Genomic DNA, 15,016 nt, shown 5'->3' on the forward strand with positions numbered 1-15,016 from the left:
CCGTTCGTGGACAGGGCGTCTCCCGGCGGAGACACCCCTGTCCCGCTTCATCGCGTTGCCGCTTGCCGGCCGGCCACCCGCCGCAAGCCTCGATCGCCGCCGCATCATGGTCCGGATATTGCTCCTCCGCACGTCGACGCAATCCGATACGAACAATGCGACGAACGGAGACATGCATGACACACGATACGGCGACCGCCCGGCAACGCCCTTCCCCCTCGGCATTCGCCACGGCCTGCGCTGCCATGCTGGCGACGACGATGCTGGCCGGCTGTAACGGCGATGACACCGTCAAGCCGCAGGCCAATCAATTGCCGGCATTCGTCGCCGGCGACGTTCGAACGACGGCCTACGACGGTAATACGGACGACCTGCTGACGGGCGGCCTGGGCAAGACCGGCCTCGCGTCGGCCACGCCGCCCGCCTTCGCGAATGCCGCCAGCCCCACTGCGGCCGAATTGCGCCGGCTGGCCATCTGGTCCAACTATCGTGCGCTGGTCGACATGTCGGCCAACGGCGGGTATGGACGCTTCTGGGGGCCCAACGTCGACCTCGCCGGCAACGACACGCGCGGGGAAGGCAAGATCCCCGGCACCGAATATCTCGCGTTCGCCGACGACGGCAGCGGCACGCAAAACGTCAGCCTGCTGGTACAGGTTCCGGCCGGATTCGATCCCGCCCATCCGTGCATCGTCACCGCGACCTCGTCGGGCTCGCGCGGCGTATACGGTGCGATTTCCGCAGCCGGCGAATGGGGCCTCAAACGCGCGTGCGCGGTCGCTTATACCGACAAAGGCACCGGGAACGGCGCGCACGAACTCGCGACCGATACCGTCACGCTGATCGACGGGACACTCGCCGGCGCCGGATCGGCCGGGCATCGCAGCCTCTTCACCGCCAACGTGGGTTCAGCGGCCCTCGCGGCATACAACCGCGACTTCCCGAACCGCTACGCGTTCAAGCATGCGCATTCGCAGCAGAATCCCGAACAGAACTGGGGGAAGGACACGCTCGAGGCCGTGCAGTTCGCCTATTGGGCGCTCAACCAGCAGTTCGGGCCGCTCGTGGACGGGTCACGTCGCGGCGTCCGCTATCTCCCGGGCAGCATTACGACGATCGCCGCATCGGTCAGCAACGGCGGCGGTGCCTCGCTCGCGGCCGCCGAGCAGGACACGCAAGGCTGGATCACGGCCGTGGTCGTCGGCGAACCGCAGGTCAACGTGAACATGGGCGCGGGCGCACAGGTCCGCGAAAGCGGTTCGGCGATCAGTTCGGCAGGCAAACCGCTGGCGGATTACATGACGCTCGCGAACCTGCTTCAGCCGTGTGCCGCGGCCGCCAGCGAACTCGCGACGGCACCGTATCTGAGCGCGCTGCCGCGCGCCACCACGAATGCGATCCGTGCGGCACGCTGCGCGTCCCTCGCCGCGGCCGGCGTGATTTCCGGCAGCGACCTGCAAAGCCAGGCGTCGAGCGCACTCGCGCAATTGCATGCGGCGGGCTACGAAACCGATTCGGATTTCCTGCAGGCCCCGATGTGGGATTCGCAAGCCGTGCCGGCCGTCGCGGTCACCTATGCGAACGCCTATACGCGTTCGAGCGTGACCGAGAACCTGTGCGGTTTCAGCTTCGGCACGACGAACGCCTCCGGCGCAGCGGCGGCACCCGCCGGCAGTTCACCGATGCTCAACGTGTTCGGCACGGGCAACGGCGTGCCGCCGACCAACGGCATCAATCTCGTTTACAACGCCGGCACGAACGGGGCGGCCGACCATCGGCTCGCCACCGGTGATGCGAGCTATGCGGGTGCCGCGTGCCTGCATGCACTGTGGACGCAAGGCAATCCGGCGATGGCGGCGAGCGTCTCGGCCGTGCGCGTATCGGCGAAATTGCAGAACAAGCCGACCCTCATCGTGCAGGGCCGCAGCGATGCGCTCGTTCCGGTCAACCATTCGTCGCGCGCGTATCTTGCGCAGAACAGCATCGCCGACGGCGCGCATAGCCAGCTGTCGTTCTATGAAATCACGAATGGTCAGCACTTCGATGCATTCCTGTCCGTGGCCGGCTTCGATACGCGCTTCATCCCGGTTCACTACTACTATCTCCAGGCGCTGGACCTGATGTGGGATCACCTGACGCGCGGGGCGCCGTTGCCGCCGTCGCAGGTGGTCCGCACGACACCGCGCGGCGGCGTGCCCGGACAGGCGCCGCAGCTCGCCGTGGCGAACCTGCCGCCGATCGCGAGCGCACCCGCCGCGAATGCGATCCAGGTGGCGAACGGCGTCGTCGATATCCCGCACTGACGTGCGGCCCAGGGCCGGCCGCCTGGGACGAAGCGCTGGCATCCGATCGCCCGGTCGTGCTGGACATGAAGAGCGACCCCGAGGTGCCGCCGCTACGGCCGCACGTGACGCGGCAGCAGGCGAAGCATTTCGCCAGGCGCTCGTGAAAGGCGATCCGCGCGAGCGCAGCGTGATCGTCGGGACCGCGCGGCAGGTGCTGTCGGCCGTGCTGCCGGGCAACGGCGGACCCGGCGGCAAGCACGGCAAAGGCGAATCGCAAGAATGCCTGGCAGGGCGACGGGCGCGCGGGCTAACCGACGTCGCCGTCGTCCCACCCGTCGCCCTGCAGCGCTAGCGCCGCATTCACGAGCCCGACCTGCGCGAGCGTCCCGATGGCCGATGTCCCCGGGGCAGCAAGCGACGTGCCGCGCCCCGTCCCGGCCGATCGACGGCCCGCCTATGGTCAGCCGAATTACAACGGGGCCGTAACGCGCACGACGTTGCGCATGCAACGCACGGGAATTGCTCCGGTGCGGGGCGCCGTCGACACGTGTGCACCCGCGTTCCGCGCACCTCTGCAATGTCGAGGAAAAAAAGCACGCTGCGCCCATACGCGGCGCCTCGCCCGCCGCGGCACGCAACTTGCGCCCGTCTGCAAACCAGCCCTTCCCACGCGGGGCAATACGGCAATACAACAGAACATACGGAGCGTACGTCATGATCGGCCATCTCGAACTTCTCGGGCGCCTGCTGCTGGCGGCGTTGCTTGGCAGCGTGATCGGGCTCGAACGCGAGCGCCTGAACTGGGCTGCCGGGCTGCGTACGCACATGCTCGTGTGCGTCGGCTCGGCGCTCGTGATGCTGGTGTCGACATTCGGCTTCGAGGACGTACGCGGGCAGAACGGCGTCGTGCTCGACCCGTCGCGAGTCGCCGCGCAGGTCGTGTCGGGCATCGGCTTTCTCGGCGCCGGCTCGATCCTGCTACGCGGCGAAGTCGTGCGCGGGCTGACGACGGCCGCAAGCCTGTGGGCCGTGGCCGGCGTCGGGCTCGCCGCGGGCGGCGGCATGTATGTCGCGTCGATCGGCTCGACGGCGATCGTGCTCGCGATCCTCGCGGGCGTGAAGCCGCTCGAACGCCGCTTCATCGCGCAGCGCCAACAGCGCACGCTGATGCTCGTGGTCGAGCGCGGCGGCCTCACGCTCGGCACGCTGCACGATGCGCTCGGCCCTGGCCGCGTGCGCGTGAAGCGGTTCATCGTCCAGCAATCGGACGACGATCCCGACACCGACGATATTTCGGTATCCTTCTCGCGAACGAGCGGCCCGGAGTTTTCCGCCATCTGCGAGACACTGAAAAACATCGCCTGCGTACGAACCTGTCACCCCGACCCTTCGTCAAGGAGCTTCGCGTGACCCGGACCGGCCTGCTCAGCTGTCTCGCGGCGAACCGGCGTGCCGCGCGCATGCGGTTCGGTTCATCGTCGGCTGGGACGTCGACAGCCGGATGCGGCTCGCGCCGAGCGGCGCCGACGACACGCTCGCGGCGTTCCTGCACGCGCTTGCCGCCCGGCGGCACAACCTGCGCTGCGCGACGTCACCCTTGCCTTGCATGTCCGCGCAGGTGCCACGGTGTGCTGCGCGCCAGCGCGCCCGTCGCCGATCGATTCGGCCTCCTTCGTCGGCCGTCCAGTCGAAACCACGCTCATGGTCTTCTCCGGTATGAATGAAACAACGGCCGATCCGCAAGATCCGCGACGACCGCGACGATCGCGACAACCGTGCATGCCAGCACGCGCGGCGCGGCAACCTTCCATGCGGATGCAGATTTCATGAAGCTTTCTCCCTGATAGCGATCACGTGACGGCAAGTCCTGCCCCTTGCTTTCAGCAAGGCCCATGCCGTCGTCGGCCTGCGCGCGGGCCGTCGTGCCGGTATCGGTGATCGCACATGGGATCTCCACGACGCCGCGGGTGAACGGGTATCACCGGCTGCACCATCGGCGACGACGCATTCACGTTTTGGCGCCCAGCCGCGCGCGCATCGACGCGGTGATGCGCTGACGCGCGTGCGCATAGCCATCCCACGGATCGCGTTTCAACGCATCGAGGCGTTCGGGCAGCGTGTCGATCGTCCATTGCGCGCCGCCCGTCGTGTCGGGCACCTCGTCCCAGTCGAGCGGCACCGATACGCCCATGCCGGGCCGCGCGCGCACCGAATACGCGGCGATCGTGCTCGCGCCGCGGCCGTTGCGCAGGTAGTCGACGAAGATCTTGCCGCGCCGGTGGCGCGGCCCCATCGTCGCCGTGAAGCGGTCTGGCAGTGCCCCCGCGACATGCTGCGCAATCGCGCGCGAGAAATCCTTCACGTCGTCCCAGCCCGCATGCCGCGTGAGCGGCACGACCACGTGCAGCCCCTTGCCGCCGCTCGTCTTGCAGAACGAGACGAGCCCCAGCTCGTCGAGCAGCCCGCGCACGAGCTGCGCGGCGTCGATCATCGCTCGCCACGGCAGCGACGGATCGGGATCGAGGTCGAACACGATGCGGTCCGGCCGCTCGATGTTCGACGCGTGCGCGTTCCACGTGTGCAGCTCGATCGTGCCCATCTGCGCGGCACCGAGCAGCGCATCGACGCTGTCGATCGACAGCAGCGGCCCGTGGCCGGGGTCGAGCCCTTCGTGCTGCGTGACGAACGGGATCTCGCGGCGCTCCGCGTGCTTCTGGAAGAACAGTTCGCCGGCGATGTCGCCCGGTGCGCGGACGAGCGATACGGGTCGCCCCTTCAGGTCCGGCAGCAGCCACGGTGCGACCCATTGCCAGTAACGCGCGAGGTCGATCTTGCGCGTGCCGCTTTGCGGATCGAGCACACGATCGGGATGCGTGATGCGCACGCGACCGACATGACCGGCGCCGGACGCGTCACGCGTGTTGCCGGAAGACGCGGACGATCGCGCGCCGCGCTTGTGGCCGTGTGCCCTGTCCGTATGCGGTGCCTGCGAGGAATGGTCGTGCGTTGCGCGGGATTCGTTCATCGTCGCCTCCGTGTCGGTTTGCCGCGGCAGCTCGCGGACGATCTGCCGCGCCGGCTTGTCTTCGCGCAGCGCGACGAACGCCGCCTGCCGCACGATTCCGTCGCCCGTCCATTCCGCGAATTCGCATTCGGCGACGAGCGTCGGCTCGACCCAGTGCACACGCGTGCGGGACCGTTCGCGCGGCGGTGGATCGAACGGCGTCGTGCTGCGTTCGTGCGTGCGCAGCGTCGCCGCGAGCCGGTCGAGCAGACGCGTATCGAACCCGGTGCCGACGCGGCCGACATAGCGCAACGGCGGCGCGCCGCGCGGCCGCTTGGGCCGCTTGCCGCCCGCGGCCGGCTCGACCACACCGAGCAGCAGTGCGCCGAAGCCGTGCCGGCTGCCCGACGGCTCGGTATAGCCGCCGATCACGAACTCCTGCCGCCGCCGGCATTTCAGCTTGATCCATGCGGACGAGCGGCCGCCGCGATAGCGTGAATCCGCGCGCTTGCCGATCAACCCTTCGAGCCCCGTGTCGCACGCGCTCGCGATCAATGACGCGACGTCGTCGCCGAGATCGGGCGAGTAGCGCAGCCGTGCGGGATCGCTGCCGACGAGCAACGGTTCGAGCAGCGCGCGACGCGCGGTGAGCGGCGCATCGCGCAGGTCGTATCCGTCGAGAAACGGCAGATCGAACACGAACAGCGTCACCGCGTCCGAACGGCCCGCGCCGAGCGCGTTCTGAAGCGCCTGGAAATCGGGCAGGCCGTGCTCGCCCAGGACGACGGCTTCGCCATCGAGCCACGCGCTGTCGAGATCGAGCGCCGCAAGCGCGTCGCGCTGCACGCGCAGCTTCGCGGTCCAGTCGCGGCCTTCGCGCGTCATCAGCGTGACGTGCCGCCGCGCACCGCGGCCCGCGATCCGGGCAAGGATCCGGTAACCGTCGAATTTCACTTCGTAGCGCCAGTCGTCGTGAGCAGGCGGTGCATCGACGAGTGTCGCGAGTTGCGGCGTCACGCGGTCGGGCAACGCAGCGCGCACCGCGCCTTCCGCATGCGACGGGTCGGCCCGCACCGCTGCGGCCGGTTCGTCCCGCGGCCCGTGCGCAGGCTCCGCGCGCATGGACCGCGCTCCATCGCGATGCACGCTGCCCGGCCGCTGTGCGACGACATCGAAGCTTGCCGCATCGCGCGCATCGTCGTCGCGTTCCTTGATCAGCAGCCATTGCTCCTGGCGCCCCGGCTGCCGCCCGCTGCGCACCAGCGCCCAGCCGCCGTGCAGCTTCGTGCCGTCGAGCCGGAACGTCAGCTTGCCCGCGCGATAGCCGTCGCGTGCCCGGGCAATGCCACCGTCGGGCGTCCACGTGCCCTCGTCCCACACGGCGACCGAGCCGGCACCGTAATGTCCGGGCGGGATCTCGCCTTCGAACGACGCATATTCGAGCGGATGATCCTCGACATGCACGGCCAGCCGCTTCACCGACGGGTCGACGCTCGGCCCCTTCGGCACGGCCCATGACTTCAGCGTGCCGTCGAGCTCGAGGCGGAAGTCGTAGTGCAGCCGCCGTGCGTGATGCTCCTGGATCACGAAGCGCAGCGGCCGGGCCGTGCGCGCCGACGGTCGCGCCTTCTGCGTCTTCTGCGTCTTCTGCGTCTTCTGCGCCTTCTGCGTCTTCTGCGCCTTCTGCGCCTTCGGCTCGTTCGCATCGGCATGCGCACGCGGCCGTCCGTGCGACCCCGCGGGTTCCGGTGTCGCATCGAAGCGGCGCTTGCTGCGATAGGGTTCGAGCTTGCCAGTCATCGCATCACCCTCCATCGCGCGCCGTCACGCGGCATGCTTGCGGCGCACGGCGGCCTTCTTCGCCGCGTGCGTGCCGGCAGCGCCGCGCTTCGCGGCCGCGCTTCGCCGGTGCATTCGCCGGTGTCTTCGTCGCGCCTTTCGCGGATGTCTTGACCGCCGGCTTGCGCCGTGCGCCCGTTGCATGCGAAGACGCGCGGGCATCCTCGTCGTCGTCCGTGCGTGCAGCACGCGCACCGCCGCCCTTCAGGCTGCGCTTGAGCAGCTCGGTCAGATCGACCACGTTGGTCGCCGTGCGCGCCGTCTGCGCGGGCCGATCCTCGATCTCCTCGATCCGGCCCGCGCGCACCTTGCGCTCGACCAGCTCGAGGATGTCGTCGCGGAACGTGTCGTGATACTCGTCGGGCGTCCACGAGCCCGACATGTCGTCGATCAGCTTCTTCGCCATCGCAAGTTCGCGCGCACTGACGCCCGCGCGCTTCGCGTCGTCGGCCGGCACCGACAGCGCGTCGAGCGGTCGCAGTTCCTCCTGCCAGCGCAGCGTGTCGAGCGCGAGCAGCGGCCCGACCGGAATCAGCGCACCGAGATGCTGGCGGTCGCGCAACACGACGTGCGCGATGCCGATCTTGCCGCTGTCTTTCAGCGCGTCGCGCAGCAGCGCATAGACCTTCTCGCCCTTGCGGTCCGGCACGAGGTAGTACGGCGTGTCGAGATACAGGAACGACACGGCGTCCTCGTCGACGAACGTGACGATGTCGACGGTCTGCGTCGATTCGGGGTTCGCCGCGCGGATCTCGTCGTCGGTCAGCACGACATAGCGCTCCTTCTCGTACTCGTAGCCGCGCACGATGTCCTCGCGCGTGACTTCCTTGCCGGTACGCTTGTTGATCTGCCGGTAGCCGACCGGGTCCATCGAGCGCTTGTCGAGCAGCCGGAACGACGGCTTCACGGTACGCGTGGCCGGGAACAGCTGCACGGGCACGTGAACGAGCCCGAAGCTGATCGCGCCTTTCCAGATCATTCGTGCCATCGATGTCCTCCTTGCGGCACCCGTCGCCGTATGCGACCGTCAGGGCCTCCGGCAACGGCTGCGCCGCACGATGCTGACGTGACCGTTGCGCTCCAGGATCGCCGCGTCGACGTCCGACAGGTCGTCCGCGCCGAGTGCCTGACGCACGCTTTCGCGTATGTCCGTCGGCGTGATCAGGGCCGCGCGCATCTGCGCGTCGTCGAATCGGCCGTTGCGATACACCTCGCGCTCCGCGCCGACCAGCAGCCGCTCGAGCCGGCTCGAACGCACGCAGGCCCAGCCGATCACGCGATGCAGCAGCGCGATCGCGAACGACGCGGCCACCGTCGCCACGAACGGCGACGCACCGACCACCGCGCGGCTCAGGATCGCGCCGAGCAGGATGCCGACCACGTAGTCGAACGGCGAACGCTGGCCGAACGCGCGCCGCCCGGCGATGCGGATCAGCACCAGCGCGACCACGGACACGACGATCGCCCGCAGCGCCATCTGCCCGGGGCCGAGCATCCGGCCCTGTCCGAACAGCGCGACGACGACGTCCATGATCGCGCTGCGCTACGCCGGCCACTCGGCGGCCTGCTGCTCGCGCGCCCAAACGCGATGCCGGCCGACGTGGTCGGACAGTTCATTCAGGACTGCGTCGAAATCGACGGCCTGCCCGACGCACACACCTTCGGCCGGATCCGGCAGGTGGGCGGCACTCAGCAATTGCCGCCCCGCCCCGACGGCCGCGACCGGCTTCAGGTGCTTGAACGCTTCACGCACGAAATGCCGCGCGTCGGCGCCATGCGCGAGGTCGCGGCCATCGCCGTCGCCGCCGCACACGAACACCGCATCGAACATCACCGACGGCATGCCGGCCAGCGTCGCCTGCGGCACGATGCTGCCGATCGGCGCCAGCGTCGGCGCGACGATCGTCGGCACCGCGTGCGCGGCCGAGCCGCGCGCGTGCACCACGCGCTCCGGAATGCGCTCGTGATCGAAATGCGTGATCTTCTCGCGCATGATGAAGTCTTCGAGCAGCGACGGGCCGCGCATGCCGCCACGCAACGTGTTCTGGTTGTCGGCCATCCGCACGCCCTGGTTGGTGCGCAATGCCTCGCGGTCGGGACGCGAACGGTTCTCGTCGAGCTGGCGCGACTTCGTGCTGTCGTGCGGTTGCGCGGGCGACGTCTTGCCGGATGATGGGGAATGGGTCATCGATCAGGTCCTCGTGGCGTTCGGGTGGGCAGCCGCCACGCGTGTCGCGTCGCTGCGGCGCGCGCGTGCGGACAGCAGGCGAAGCCGGCGCGTCCGGCGTGACGGCGCCCGCCGGACGGCCGCGGCCTCGGCGCGCGTGTCGCGTCGAGCGCCACGTTGCATTCGACCGCCGCATCCTCGACGCGCGGCTGGTGATGGACTACCGCGCGCCGCGCGCCGCGCGCTGCCGCACGGACGCATGCGCACGCGCAGCCGATCGGGCGCGACGCTCATCGTCGCACGACGCCCAGCAGCAGCGTGACGAGGAAGATCACGACGAAGATGTAGAACAGGATCTTCGCGATCTCCGCCGCGCCGGCCGCGATGCCGCCGAAGCCGAATACGGCCGCGATGATCGCGATGATGAAGAAGATGATGGCGTATCGAAGCATGGAACCCTCCTGGGTGACGGCGGTCGCCGAGCACACGTCGGCGTCGATCAGGCGTCGTGCTTGTGTTTCGGTTTGCCGTGAGTCGGCGTGGAGGCCATTTTCTCGAGCTCCTTCTCGCTCATCGATTTGGCCATCGACTTCGCGGGTGGTTTGAGGTCCTTCATTTTCATCTCACCGCGCTTGGCCGACAGGGCGGCCCCCGCGGCGCGTTGCTGGGCCTGGGATTTTGCTGGCATGGTCGTACTCCTCTCGTTGGCGCGCGCATCGACGCGAGCGGCGGCACGCGCGCAGTTGAATCAATCGGCGCGTCACGCGGCGTCGTTCGGCACACGTCTGCCGCCGCAACCGTCATCGCGTGGCGATACTTCGTCGCCATGCAACGCGCAAGAAGAATGCCCCAACCCCCGGAGGCGCTCCGCCAGCGCGGCGTCGGACAACGGATCCGCATGCGGCTCGGCCACGTGCATGTCGCGGGCCAGCACCTACGCGGCCGCAGCGACCGCCGAAATCTCTGCGCACATGCCGAATGCCGCTGGATCTGCAGCGAAAGCCAAAGCGGCATCGAAAGCTTCCCGTCCGTTCGGTTCACGGCAAGGCCGTCGGCAGAAGTCATGCAGCTATCGTGCCAACTCGACGAAGCGCGCCCGTTGCGGCTGTTGCGGATTTTCGCCTCGTATCACGCCAGGACGGGGCCGCTTATTTACAAGCCGGCGGCAAGTTTGGGGCACGCATCCGTGTGCCGCGAAGCGGGCCCCGGACGTCAGCCGCCATCGCTTCGCATCGATGCGATCGACGGCCGAACGGTCGAAAAAGGCAGTCGTCAGCGTCGGCAGGTGACGCTGCAGCCACGCGGCCATGCTGCGCTCCTGCTGCAGGATCCGTTCGCAGCACGCGCGGATCTCCGCTTCGCCGGTCGCCTGCGCGGCCGCGACGAGCGCGGTAGACGCGGCGATCTCGACCTGCGCGAATGCATAGCCGGCCAGCGCGCCCTTCACCGCTTCGTCGGCAGCCAGCATGCCGCTCGCGATCTGGCCATACGCGGCGACCCGCGCAGCCAGGTCCTTGATCGCGGACGGCGTCGTGCCCAGCCGCATCAGGCATGCTTCGACGAGCGCCTGCTGGCCGAGCGTGTCGTCGAGATGCAGGCGCAGCCGGTCCTGCAGTTGCGGATAGTGATCGAGCCGTTTCAGTTACGTGGCGAACAGCGTCTCGGCCTGCCGCTCCATCGCATACGCATCGCGGCGCGGCACGCCGTGCGCCGCAATGGACGGCGCGCTGCACGGCGCACGCGATTCCGCGCGCAGGCCGTGGGTGACGAGCCCGGCGTCAGGTCAGTACTGCATGGGCGGCGGCGTGCCCGGCAACGGCCGGTCGCCCTGCGCATCGTTCGAAACCGGTGGCGATCCGTCGGTCGGTTCGCCGCCGGCCGCGCCCTGCGGCATCACGGTGCCTGGCGATGGACGCGTGTCGTAGCGCGTATTCGCGTCGGGCATCGTCGTGATCGACTGTGCCCCGCGGCCGTCGGGTGGCGCGGGCGCCGCCGCGCGGGTGCCATAGGGACCATTCGTCGGTTGCGTGCACGCACCCAGCGCGCACGCAGCGGCGAACGCATAGATGCCCACGCGTATCGTCCGAATCGGTTTCATCGAAATCCTCCCTCCAATCGACGGCTCATAGCCGGTTGAAATGGAAATCGCCCGCATATGCGGTCGGTGCGCGGCGCGCCATCATCTCGCCGAATTCCACGGCGACGCGCGTGAGCGTGCGGCGCTGCGCTTCGATACCGGCCTGCTCGAGCGCGGCAAACGCGCCGGCGTCGAACGTCACGGTCAGCGAGGCCGGATGACCGTCGACGCGAAAGCCGATATGCAACGCACCGGCCGGCTCTTCCTCGACATGAAACGGTATCGCGCGCGCCTCGAAATGGCGGCCGACGGTCTCGGCGATGTCGCGCAACAGGCCGGGTTTCAACCGGATGCTCATGGCAGCGCCTCCTTGCACATTGGCGCTACCGTGCCCACCGGCGGCGCATGCACGGGCGGCTCGCGACCGGGCGGTTCGCGCTCGGGCGGTGCATGCCCCGGCGGATCACCCTCGGGTTGCCGATACGGCTCGGGCGTGCCGGGCGGCACGTCGTCGGGAACAGGCGGCTCGGGATCCGGCTCGACGTCGGGTAACGGCGGTTCGGGGCGCTGCCCCGCCTGCGCAGTGTCGTGTGTCATCGGTACTCCATCGTTGCACGGCCTGCGCAGCGATAGCACGCGCGCCGGCCGCATACCAGTAGCAGCCCGCAAGCCGCATGCCGTCCGCGCACGTCGCCCGCATGTCCGCCGTCATGCCCATGCGGACGGCGCAACGCGACGTGCCGTGTCTTCGCTACACCGTCCGCTGCAAATCTTGCAAGCGCGTGGCTACGCGTCGTAAGCAGCCATCACGAGCCACAGTTCGCGGCCGTCATCGTGCACATGCGCGGCGAGCGCGTACGGGTCCGCTGGCTCGCACGCACGCTGCAGTGCGAACCGCGCGGGCTCGGTCGAGCCGAACGTCTCGTCGCCGAGCGGCCGCACGTCGGCCTTGCCTTCGAACATCCGGCGCTCGGGCCGGTAGATCAGCGGTTCATGCTTCCATTCGTTGAAATGGCTCTTCAGCGAATCGAATCCGCCGCCACATACATTGACCTCGTAGCGCACGCCCGGTCGTCGTTTCGGAATCGTCATCGTGTCTCCCGCTCGCAGTGGGCGGGGCTGGCCCCTGTCGCGCCACGCGCCGCCGTCATCGTCATCGTCATCGTCATCGTCATCGTCATCGCGGCAAGACGCGTGCCGCTTGGTTCCGGGCGAACCCGTCGCGCCCCGGGCACGACCGTTGCGGATGGGACACGCCATCGCCATCGACACGGAGGCTCGCGATGAAGGATTCGACCCGGTCCGGCCACGACGCGCCGGCACACGAACGGCAACCCGATCCGTCGCCGCCGCTCAAGCACCGCGACCGCACGCATACGCGCCATTCGGAACGTCATATCGACAAGCAGCTCGAGGACACGTTTCCCGCGAGCGACCCGCCCGCGACCGGCGGCGTCACGCGCATCGAGCCGGACACGCCGCCCGGCACGCACGACGAAGGGCCGTGGCAGGACAAGCGCGAACGTGACGATACGTGACGGCCCACGGCACGCGGCTTGCTGAATCCGTCCCGCACGTGCCGATCCATTGCCCTACTCAACCCGCAAGGAGAATTTCATGCATCGCGTCAACGAAATCATGTCGCAGGACGTCGTGCGCATTGCGCCAACCGACTCGATCCGTCATGCCGCGCAACTGATGGAGCGCTACGACATCGGCGCGCTGCCCGTGTGCGACAACAACCGGCTGGTCGGGATGGTGACGGATCGTGACCTCGCGGTGCGCGCGATCTCGGCCGGCAAGCCGCCGGAGACGCGAATCCACGAAGTTGCGTCGGGCCCGATCGAATGGTGTTTCGACGACGATTCGCTGGACGAGATCCAGCATTACATGGCTGACGCGCAGTTGCGCCGCCTGCCCGTCGTCGATCACGACAAGCGGCTGGTCGGCATGCTGTCGCTCGCGGACATCGCGACACGCATGGCCGGCCCCGAGCGGGACGACGTCGCGAACACGCTCGAAGGCGTGTCGCAACCGAAGCAGACGTGAAGGCGCGATCCTCGCGCCGTCCCGACCACCCCGCGCGACCCGCAGGGCCCGCCCCGGGCACCGTCGCGCCCCATGCAGCCTGGAGGAAACCATGCAGACTTCCGATCAAGGTCAGACCCGCATCATCGGCAAGGGCGCCGCAACGGCGGCCGGCCCCGGCCCCGACGTGATGGCGGCCGATACGCTGGAAGGCGACAAGGTCTATACGACCGACGGCGACGATGTCGGCAAGATCACGGACATCATGCTCGACGTGCGCTCCGGCCGCGTCGCCTACGCGGTACTGTCGAGCGGCGGCATCCTCGGCATCGGCGACAAGCTCCACGCGATTCCGTGGAGCGCGCTCACGCTCGACACCGAGCGCAAATGCTTCCTGCTGTCGGTATCGTCCGAGCGGATCCGCAACGCACCGGGGTTCGACAAGGACCACTGGCCGGCGATGGCTGACCCACAATGGGCCGAGCCGCTGCACGAGTTCTACGGCAGCGCGCCGTACTGGAGCGCAGGCGACGAGGTCGGGCTGACCGACCCGACCGAGGAACTGAACGATCCGCGTGCGCGCGACCGTCACTGAGCGCCCGATGTCGCCGCGCCGGTTCCCCGGCGCAGCCGCTTCGAACGCCCCGCCCGCGCGGGGCGTTTTTCTGCCGGCCACGTCGACACGGCCGCCACGACGTCGGTACCACCGCACAAGCCGTCGACGCACTGCGGCCGATCGCCGGCGAAGCCGCGCTTCTCGTGTTCGCGTTCGGCATCGTCGGCTGCGGGCTGCTCGCGATTCCCGCAACGGCGCGAGGCGGCCGGGCAACCCGGCAGCGGCACCGTGTCGAAAGCATTCGGCTGGCTTGCGGTCGCGCTGATGGCGGCATCGGTCGTGACGATGGCCGTCGGCCTGCTGACCTGAACGCTCGTGGCGCACACGACTTCCGTCGGGCCGGGCCGACCGCGTCGCGGCTGCGCCCGGCCCACCGGCCTCACATCATCTTGCCGCGCGAACGTTCGGCGCGTGCTGCGTCGGCCGCCGATTCGACCTTCTTCACTTCTTCCGGCGGCGGCAGCACCGCCTTGAAGCCCATCGACCCGATCCACATCTCGCGCGCCCAGCCGCGTGTGTGATACAGGTGATGATCTTCGTCGGCCTCGACTTCGTCGTGCGCGTCCTTCAGCGTCTTCGCGGCGTCGCCCGACAACTGGTCGGCCGCATAGCCGATCAGTTCCCAGTTCAGGTGATCCTTGGTCTCGGCGAGCACCACGCACTCGGCCGCGACGATCTGTGCGGCGGCCGGGTCGGTCTGCTTCTGCGCCTGCTCGATCGTGTGCACAAGCGCCTTCCCGATGGCCGCCACCGCGCTGCGGCCGGGCGTCTGCGCGTCGGCGTCCATGCCGAACGTCTCGAACACCTTGCGCAGCACCTCCTGGTGATGCAGCGTCTCGCGATGGTACTTCTCCCATTCCTTGTGCAGATCCTCGTCGGTCGCGCATTGCAGCGCGGCTTCGTAGATCTTCGCGCCGCCAAGCTCGGTTTCGTACGCCTGGCAGAGCAATTCGCGAATGCCTTCGTGCTTCGGTTGCCGATGGGCCATGACAGACTCTCC

Annotated in this window: 17 protein-coding genes and 4 pseudogenes; 7 read left to right on the forward strand and 14 right to left on the reverse strand. The window is 68.8% G+C overall.

Annotation, left to right across the window (positions count from 1 at the left end; translation table 11 throughout):
• The first annotated feature begins 245 nt into the window (after window positions 1-245).
• The 3 genes and pseudogenes from G3N64_RS08300 to G3N64_RS08310 all read left to right on the forward strand — a co-directional run bounded on the left by G3N64_RS08300 (window position 246) and on the right by G3N64_RS08310 (window position 3,695).
• On the forward strand, window positions 246-2,303 hold the full coding sequence (locus G3N64_RS08300) for a D-(-)-3-hydroxybutyrate oligomer hydrolase (RefSeq protein WP_241020848.1): 2,058 nt from the start codon (window positions 246-248) through the stop codon (window positions 2,301-2,303).
• A gap of 17 nt (window positions 2,304-2,320) precedes the next feature.
• Window positions 2,321-2,637: pseudogene (locus G3N64_RS08305) on the forward strand (hypothetical protein); the annotation flags it as partial.
• A gap of 362 nt (window positions 2,638-2,999) precedes the next feature.
• Entirely contained in the window at window positions 3,000-3,695 is a 696-nt protein-coding gene (locus G3N64_RS08310) for an MgtC/SapB family protein (RefSeq protein WP_205783399.1), read from the forward strand.
• 289 nt (window positions 3,696-3,984) lie between these two features.
• On the opposite strand, the gene G3N64_RS08315 is transcribed toward G3N64_RS08310, so the two are convergent.
• The 13 genes and pseudogenes from G3N64_RS08315 to G3N64_RS08375 all read right to left on the reverse strand — a co-directional run bounded on the left by G3N64_RS08315 (window position 3,985) and on the right by G3N64_RS08375 (window position 12,464).
• Window positions 3,985-4,179 carry a hypothetical protein gene (locus tag G3N64_RS08315; RefSeq protein ID WP_205783400.1) on the reverse strand — a complete coding sequence of 65 codons (195 nt, stop codon included), beginning with the start codon at window positions 4,177-4,179 and terminating at the stop codon, window positions 3,985-3,987.
• Window positions 4,180-4,293: 114 nt separating this feature from the next.
• The gene (ligD, locus tag G3N64_RS08320) at window positions 4,294-7,089 is read right to left on the reverse strand and encodes a DNA ligase D (protein WP_205783401.1); all 2,796 of its coding nucleotides are present in this window, start codon (window positions 7,087-7,089) and stop codon (window positions 4,294-4,296) included.
• A gap of 4 nt (window positions 7,090-7,093) precedes the next feature.
• Window positions 7,094-8,116, reverse strand: coding sequence for a Ku protein (locus G3N64_RS08325; protein ID WP_241020843.1), 1,023 nt, complete (start codon window positions 8,114-8,116; stop codon window positions 7,094-7,096).
• Between the two features lie 39 nt (window positions 8,117-8,155).
• Complete coding sequence (locus tag G3N64_RS08330; RefSeq protein ID WP_205783402.1) at window positions 8,156-8,659, reverse strand: YetF domain-containing protein; 504 nt, start codon at window positions 8,657-8,659, stop codon at window positions 8,156-8,158.
• A 12-nt stretch (window positions 8,660-8,671) separates the two neighbouring features.
• Window positions 8,672-9,316, reverse strand: a complete 645-nt coding sequence (locus G3N64_RS08335) for a catalase (protein ID WP_277399098.1) — start codon at window positions 9,314-9,316, stop codon at window positions 8,672-8,674.
• A 269-nt stretch (window positions 9,317-9,585) separates the two neighbouring features.
• Window positions 9,586-9,747, reverse strand: a complete 162-nt coding sequence (locus G3N64_RS08345) for a DUF1328 family protein (RefSeq protein WP_006767422.1) — start codon at window positions 9,745-9,747, stop codon at window positions 9,586-9,588.
• 47 nt (window positions 9,748-9,794) lie between these two features.
• On the reverse strand, window positions 9,795-9,983 hold the full coding sequence (locus G3N64_RS08350; RefSeq protein WP_205783403.1) for a DUF3008 family protein: 189 nt from the start codon (window positions 9,981-9,983) through the stop codon (window positions 9,795-9,797).
• Between the two features lie 68 nt (window positions 9,984-10,051).
• Window positions 10,052-10,244, reverse strand: a pseudogene (locus G3N64_RS40390) (RNA polymerase factor sigma-54); the annotation flags it as partial.
• Window positions 10,245-10,517: 273 nt separating this feature from the next.
• Window positions 10,518-10,937, reverse strand: a pseudogene (locus G3N64_RS08355) (DUF892 family protein); the annotation flags it as partial.
• A gap of 141 nt (window positions 10,938-11,078) precedes the next feature.
• On the reverse strand, window positions 11,079-11,393 hold the full coding sequence (locus tag G3N64_RS08360) for a hypothetical protein (RefSeq protein WP_205783404.1): 315 nt from the start codon (window positions 11,391-11,393) through the stop codon (window positions 11,079-11,081).
• Between the two features lie 25 nt (window positions 11,394-11,418).
• Entirely contained in the window at window positions 11,419-11,730 is a 312-nt protein-coding gene (locus G3N64_RS08365; RefSeq protein ID WP_205783405.1) for a hypothetical protein, read from the reverse strand.
• Entirely contained in the window at window positions 11,727-11,969 is a 243-nt protein-coding gene (locus G3N64_RS08370) for a hypothetical protein (RefSeq protein WP_205783406.1), read from the reverse strand. The genes G3N64_RS08365 and G3N64_RS08370 overlap by 4 nt, the downstream gene beginning before the upstream one ends.
• 189 nt (window positions 11,970-12,158) lie before the next feature.
• Window positions 12,159-12,464, reverse strand: coding sequence for a hypothetical protein (locus G3N64_RS08375; protein WP_205783407.1), 306 nt, complete (start codon window positions 12,462-12,464; stop codon window positions 12,159-12,161).
• Window positions 12,465-12,655: 191 nt separating this feature from the next.
• Here G3N64_RS08375 and G3N64_RS08380 point away from each other — a divergent pair, with 191 nt between their 5' ends.
• From G3N64_RS08380 to G3N64_RS39670, 4 genes and pseudogenes are all read left to right on the forward strand, one after another.
• The gene (locus G3N64_RS08380; protein ID WP_205783408.1) at window positions 12,656-12,910 is read left to right on the forward strand and encodes a hypothetical protein; all 255 of its coding nucleotides are present in this window, start codon (window positions 12,656-12,658) and stop codon (window positions 12,908-12,910) included.
• 79 nt (window positions 12,911-12,989) lie between these two features.
• On the forward strand, window positions 12,990-13,421 hold the full coding sequence (locus G3N64_RS08385) for a CBS domain-containing protein (protein WP_205783409.1): 432 nt from the start codon (window positions 12,990-12,992) through the stop codon (window positions 13,419-13,421).
• A 91-nt stretch (window positions 13,422-13,512) separates the two neighbouring features.
• Window positions 13,513-13,995 carry a PRC-barrel domain-containing protein gene (locus tag G3N64_RS08390; RefSeq protein WP_205783410.1) on the forward strand — a complete coding sequence of 161 codons (483 nt, stop codon included), beginning with the start codon at window positions 13,513-13,515 and terminating at the stop codon, window positions 13,993-13,995.
• An 86-nt stretch (window positions 13,996-14,081) separates the two neighbouring features.
• Window positions 14,082-14,325: pseudogene (locus G3N64_RS39670) on the forward strand (divalent metal cation transporter); the annotation flags it as partial.
• Between the two features lie 70 nt (window positions 14,326-14,395).
• Here G3N64_RS39670 and G3N64_RS08400 read toward each other — a convergent pair.
• Window positions 14,396-15,004 (reverse strand): DUF892 family protein, encoded by a 609-nt coding sequence (locus tag G3N64_RS08400; RefSeq protein ID WP_205783412.1) that lies wholly within the window; start codon window positions 15,002-15,004, stop codon window positions 14,396-14,398.
• Window positions 15,005-15,016 lie beyond the last annotated feature (12 nt).

This window comes from Burkholderia sp. Ac-20344, assembly GCF_017104975.1.
Lineage (GTDB): Bacteria > Pseudomonadota > Gammaproteobacteria > Burkholderiales > Burkholderiaceae > Burkholderia.

What these genes read in the sequence shown, in the direction of transcription:
- G3N64_RS08300 (WP_241020848.1), top strand. Translation starts at nt 246, where the DNA reads ATGCTGGCGACGACGATGCTGGCCGGCTGTAACGGCGATGACACCGTC.
- G3N64_RS08310 (WP_205783399.1), top strand. Translation starts at nt 3,000, where the DNA reads ATGATCGGCCATCTCGAACTTCTCGGGCGCCTGCTGCTGGCGGCGTTG.
- G3N64_RS08315 (WP_205783400.1), bottom strand. Translation starts at nt 4,179, where the DNA reads ATGGGCCTTGCTGAAAGCAAGGGGCAGGACTTGCCGTCACGTGATCGC.
- ligD (WP_205783401.1), bottom strand. Translation starts at nt 7,089, where the DNA reads ATGACTGGCAAGCTCGAACCCTATCGCAGCAAGCGCCGCTTCGATGCG.
- G3N64_RS08325 (WP_241020843.1), bottom strand. Translation starts at nt 8,116, where the DNA reads ATGGCACGAATGATCTGGAAAGGCGCGATCAGCTTCGGGCTCGTTCAC.
- G3N64_RS08330 (WP_205783402.1), bottom strand. Translation starts at nt 8,659, where the DNA reads ATGGACGTCGTCGTCGCGCTGTTCGGACAGGGCCGGATGCTCGGCCCC.
- G3N64_RS08335 (WP_277399098.1), bottom strand. Translation starts at nt 9,316, where the DNA reads ATGACCCATTCCCCATCATCCGGCAAGACGTCGCCCGCGCAACCGCAC.
- G3N64_RS08345 (WP_006767422.1), bottom strand. Translation starts at nt 9,747, where the DNA reads ATGCTTCGATACGCCATCATCTTCTTCATCATCGCGATCATCGCGGCC.
- G3N64_RS08350 (WP_205783403.1), bottom strand. Translation starts at nt 9,983, where the DNA reads ATGCCAGCAAAATCCCAGGCCCAGCAACGCGCCGCGGGGGCCGCCCTG.
- G3N64_RS08360 (WP_205783404.1), bottom strand. Translation starts at nt 11,393, where the DNA reads ATGAAACCGATTCGGACGATACGCGTGGGCATCTATGCGTTCGCCGCT.
- G3N64_RS08365 (WP_205783405.1), bottom strand. Translation starts at nt 11,730, where the DNA reads ATGAGCATCCGGTTGAAACCCGGCCTGTTGCGCGACATCGCCGAGACC.
- G3N64_RS08370 (WP_205783406.1), bottom strand. Translation starts at nt 11,969, where the DNA reads ATGACACACGACACTGCGCAGGCGGGGCAGCGCCCCGAACCGCCGTTA.
- G3N64_RS08375 (WP_205783407.1), bottom strand. Translation starts at nt 12,464, where the DNA reads ATGACGATTCCGAAACGACGACCGGGCGTGCGCTACGAGGTCAATGTA.
- G3N64_RS08380 (WP_205783408.1), top strand. Translation starts at nt 12,656, where the DNA reads ATGAAGGATTCGACCCGGTCCGGCCACGACGCGCCGGCACACGAACGG.
- G3N64_RS08385 (WP_205783409.1), top strand. Translation starts at nt 12,990, where the DNA reads ATGCATCGCGTCAACGAAATCATGTCGCAGGACGTCGTGCGCATTGCG.
- G3N64_RS08390 (WP_205783410.1), top strand. Translation starts at nt 13,513, where the DNA reads ATGCAGACTTCCGATCAAGGTCAGACCCGCATCATCGGCAAGGGCGCC.
- G3N64_RS08400 (WP_205783412.1), bottom strand. Translation starts at nt 15,004, where the DNA reads ATGGCCCATCGGCAACCGAAGCACGAAGGCATTCGCGAATTGCTCTGC.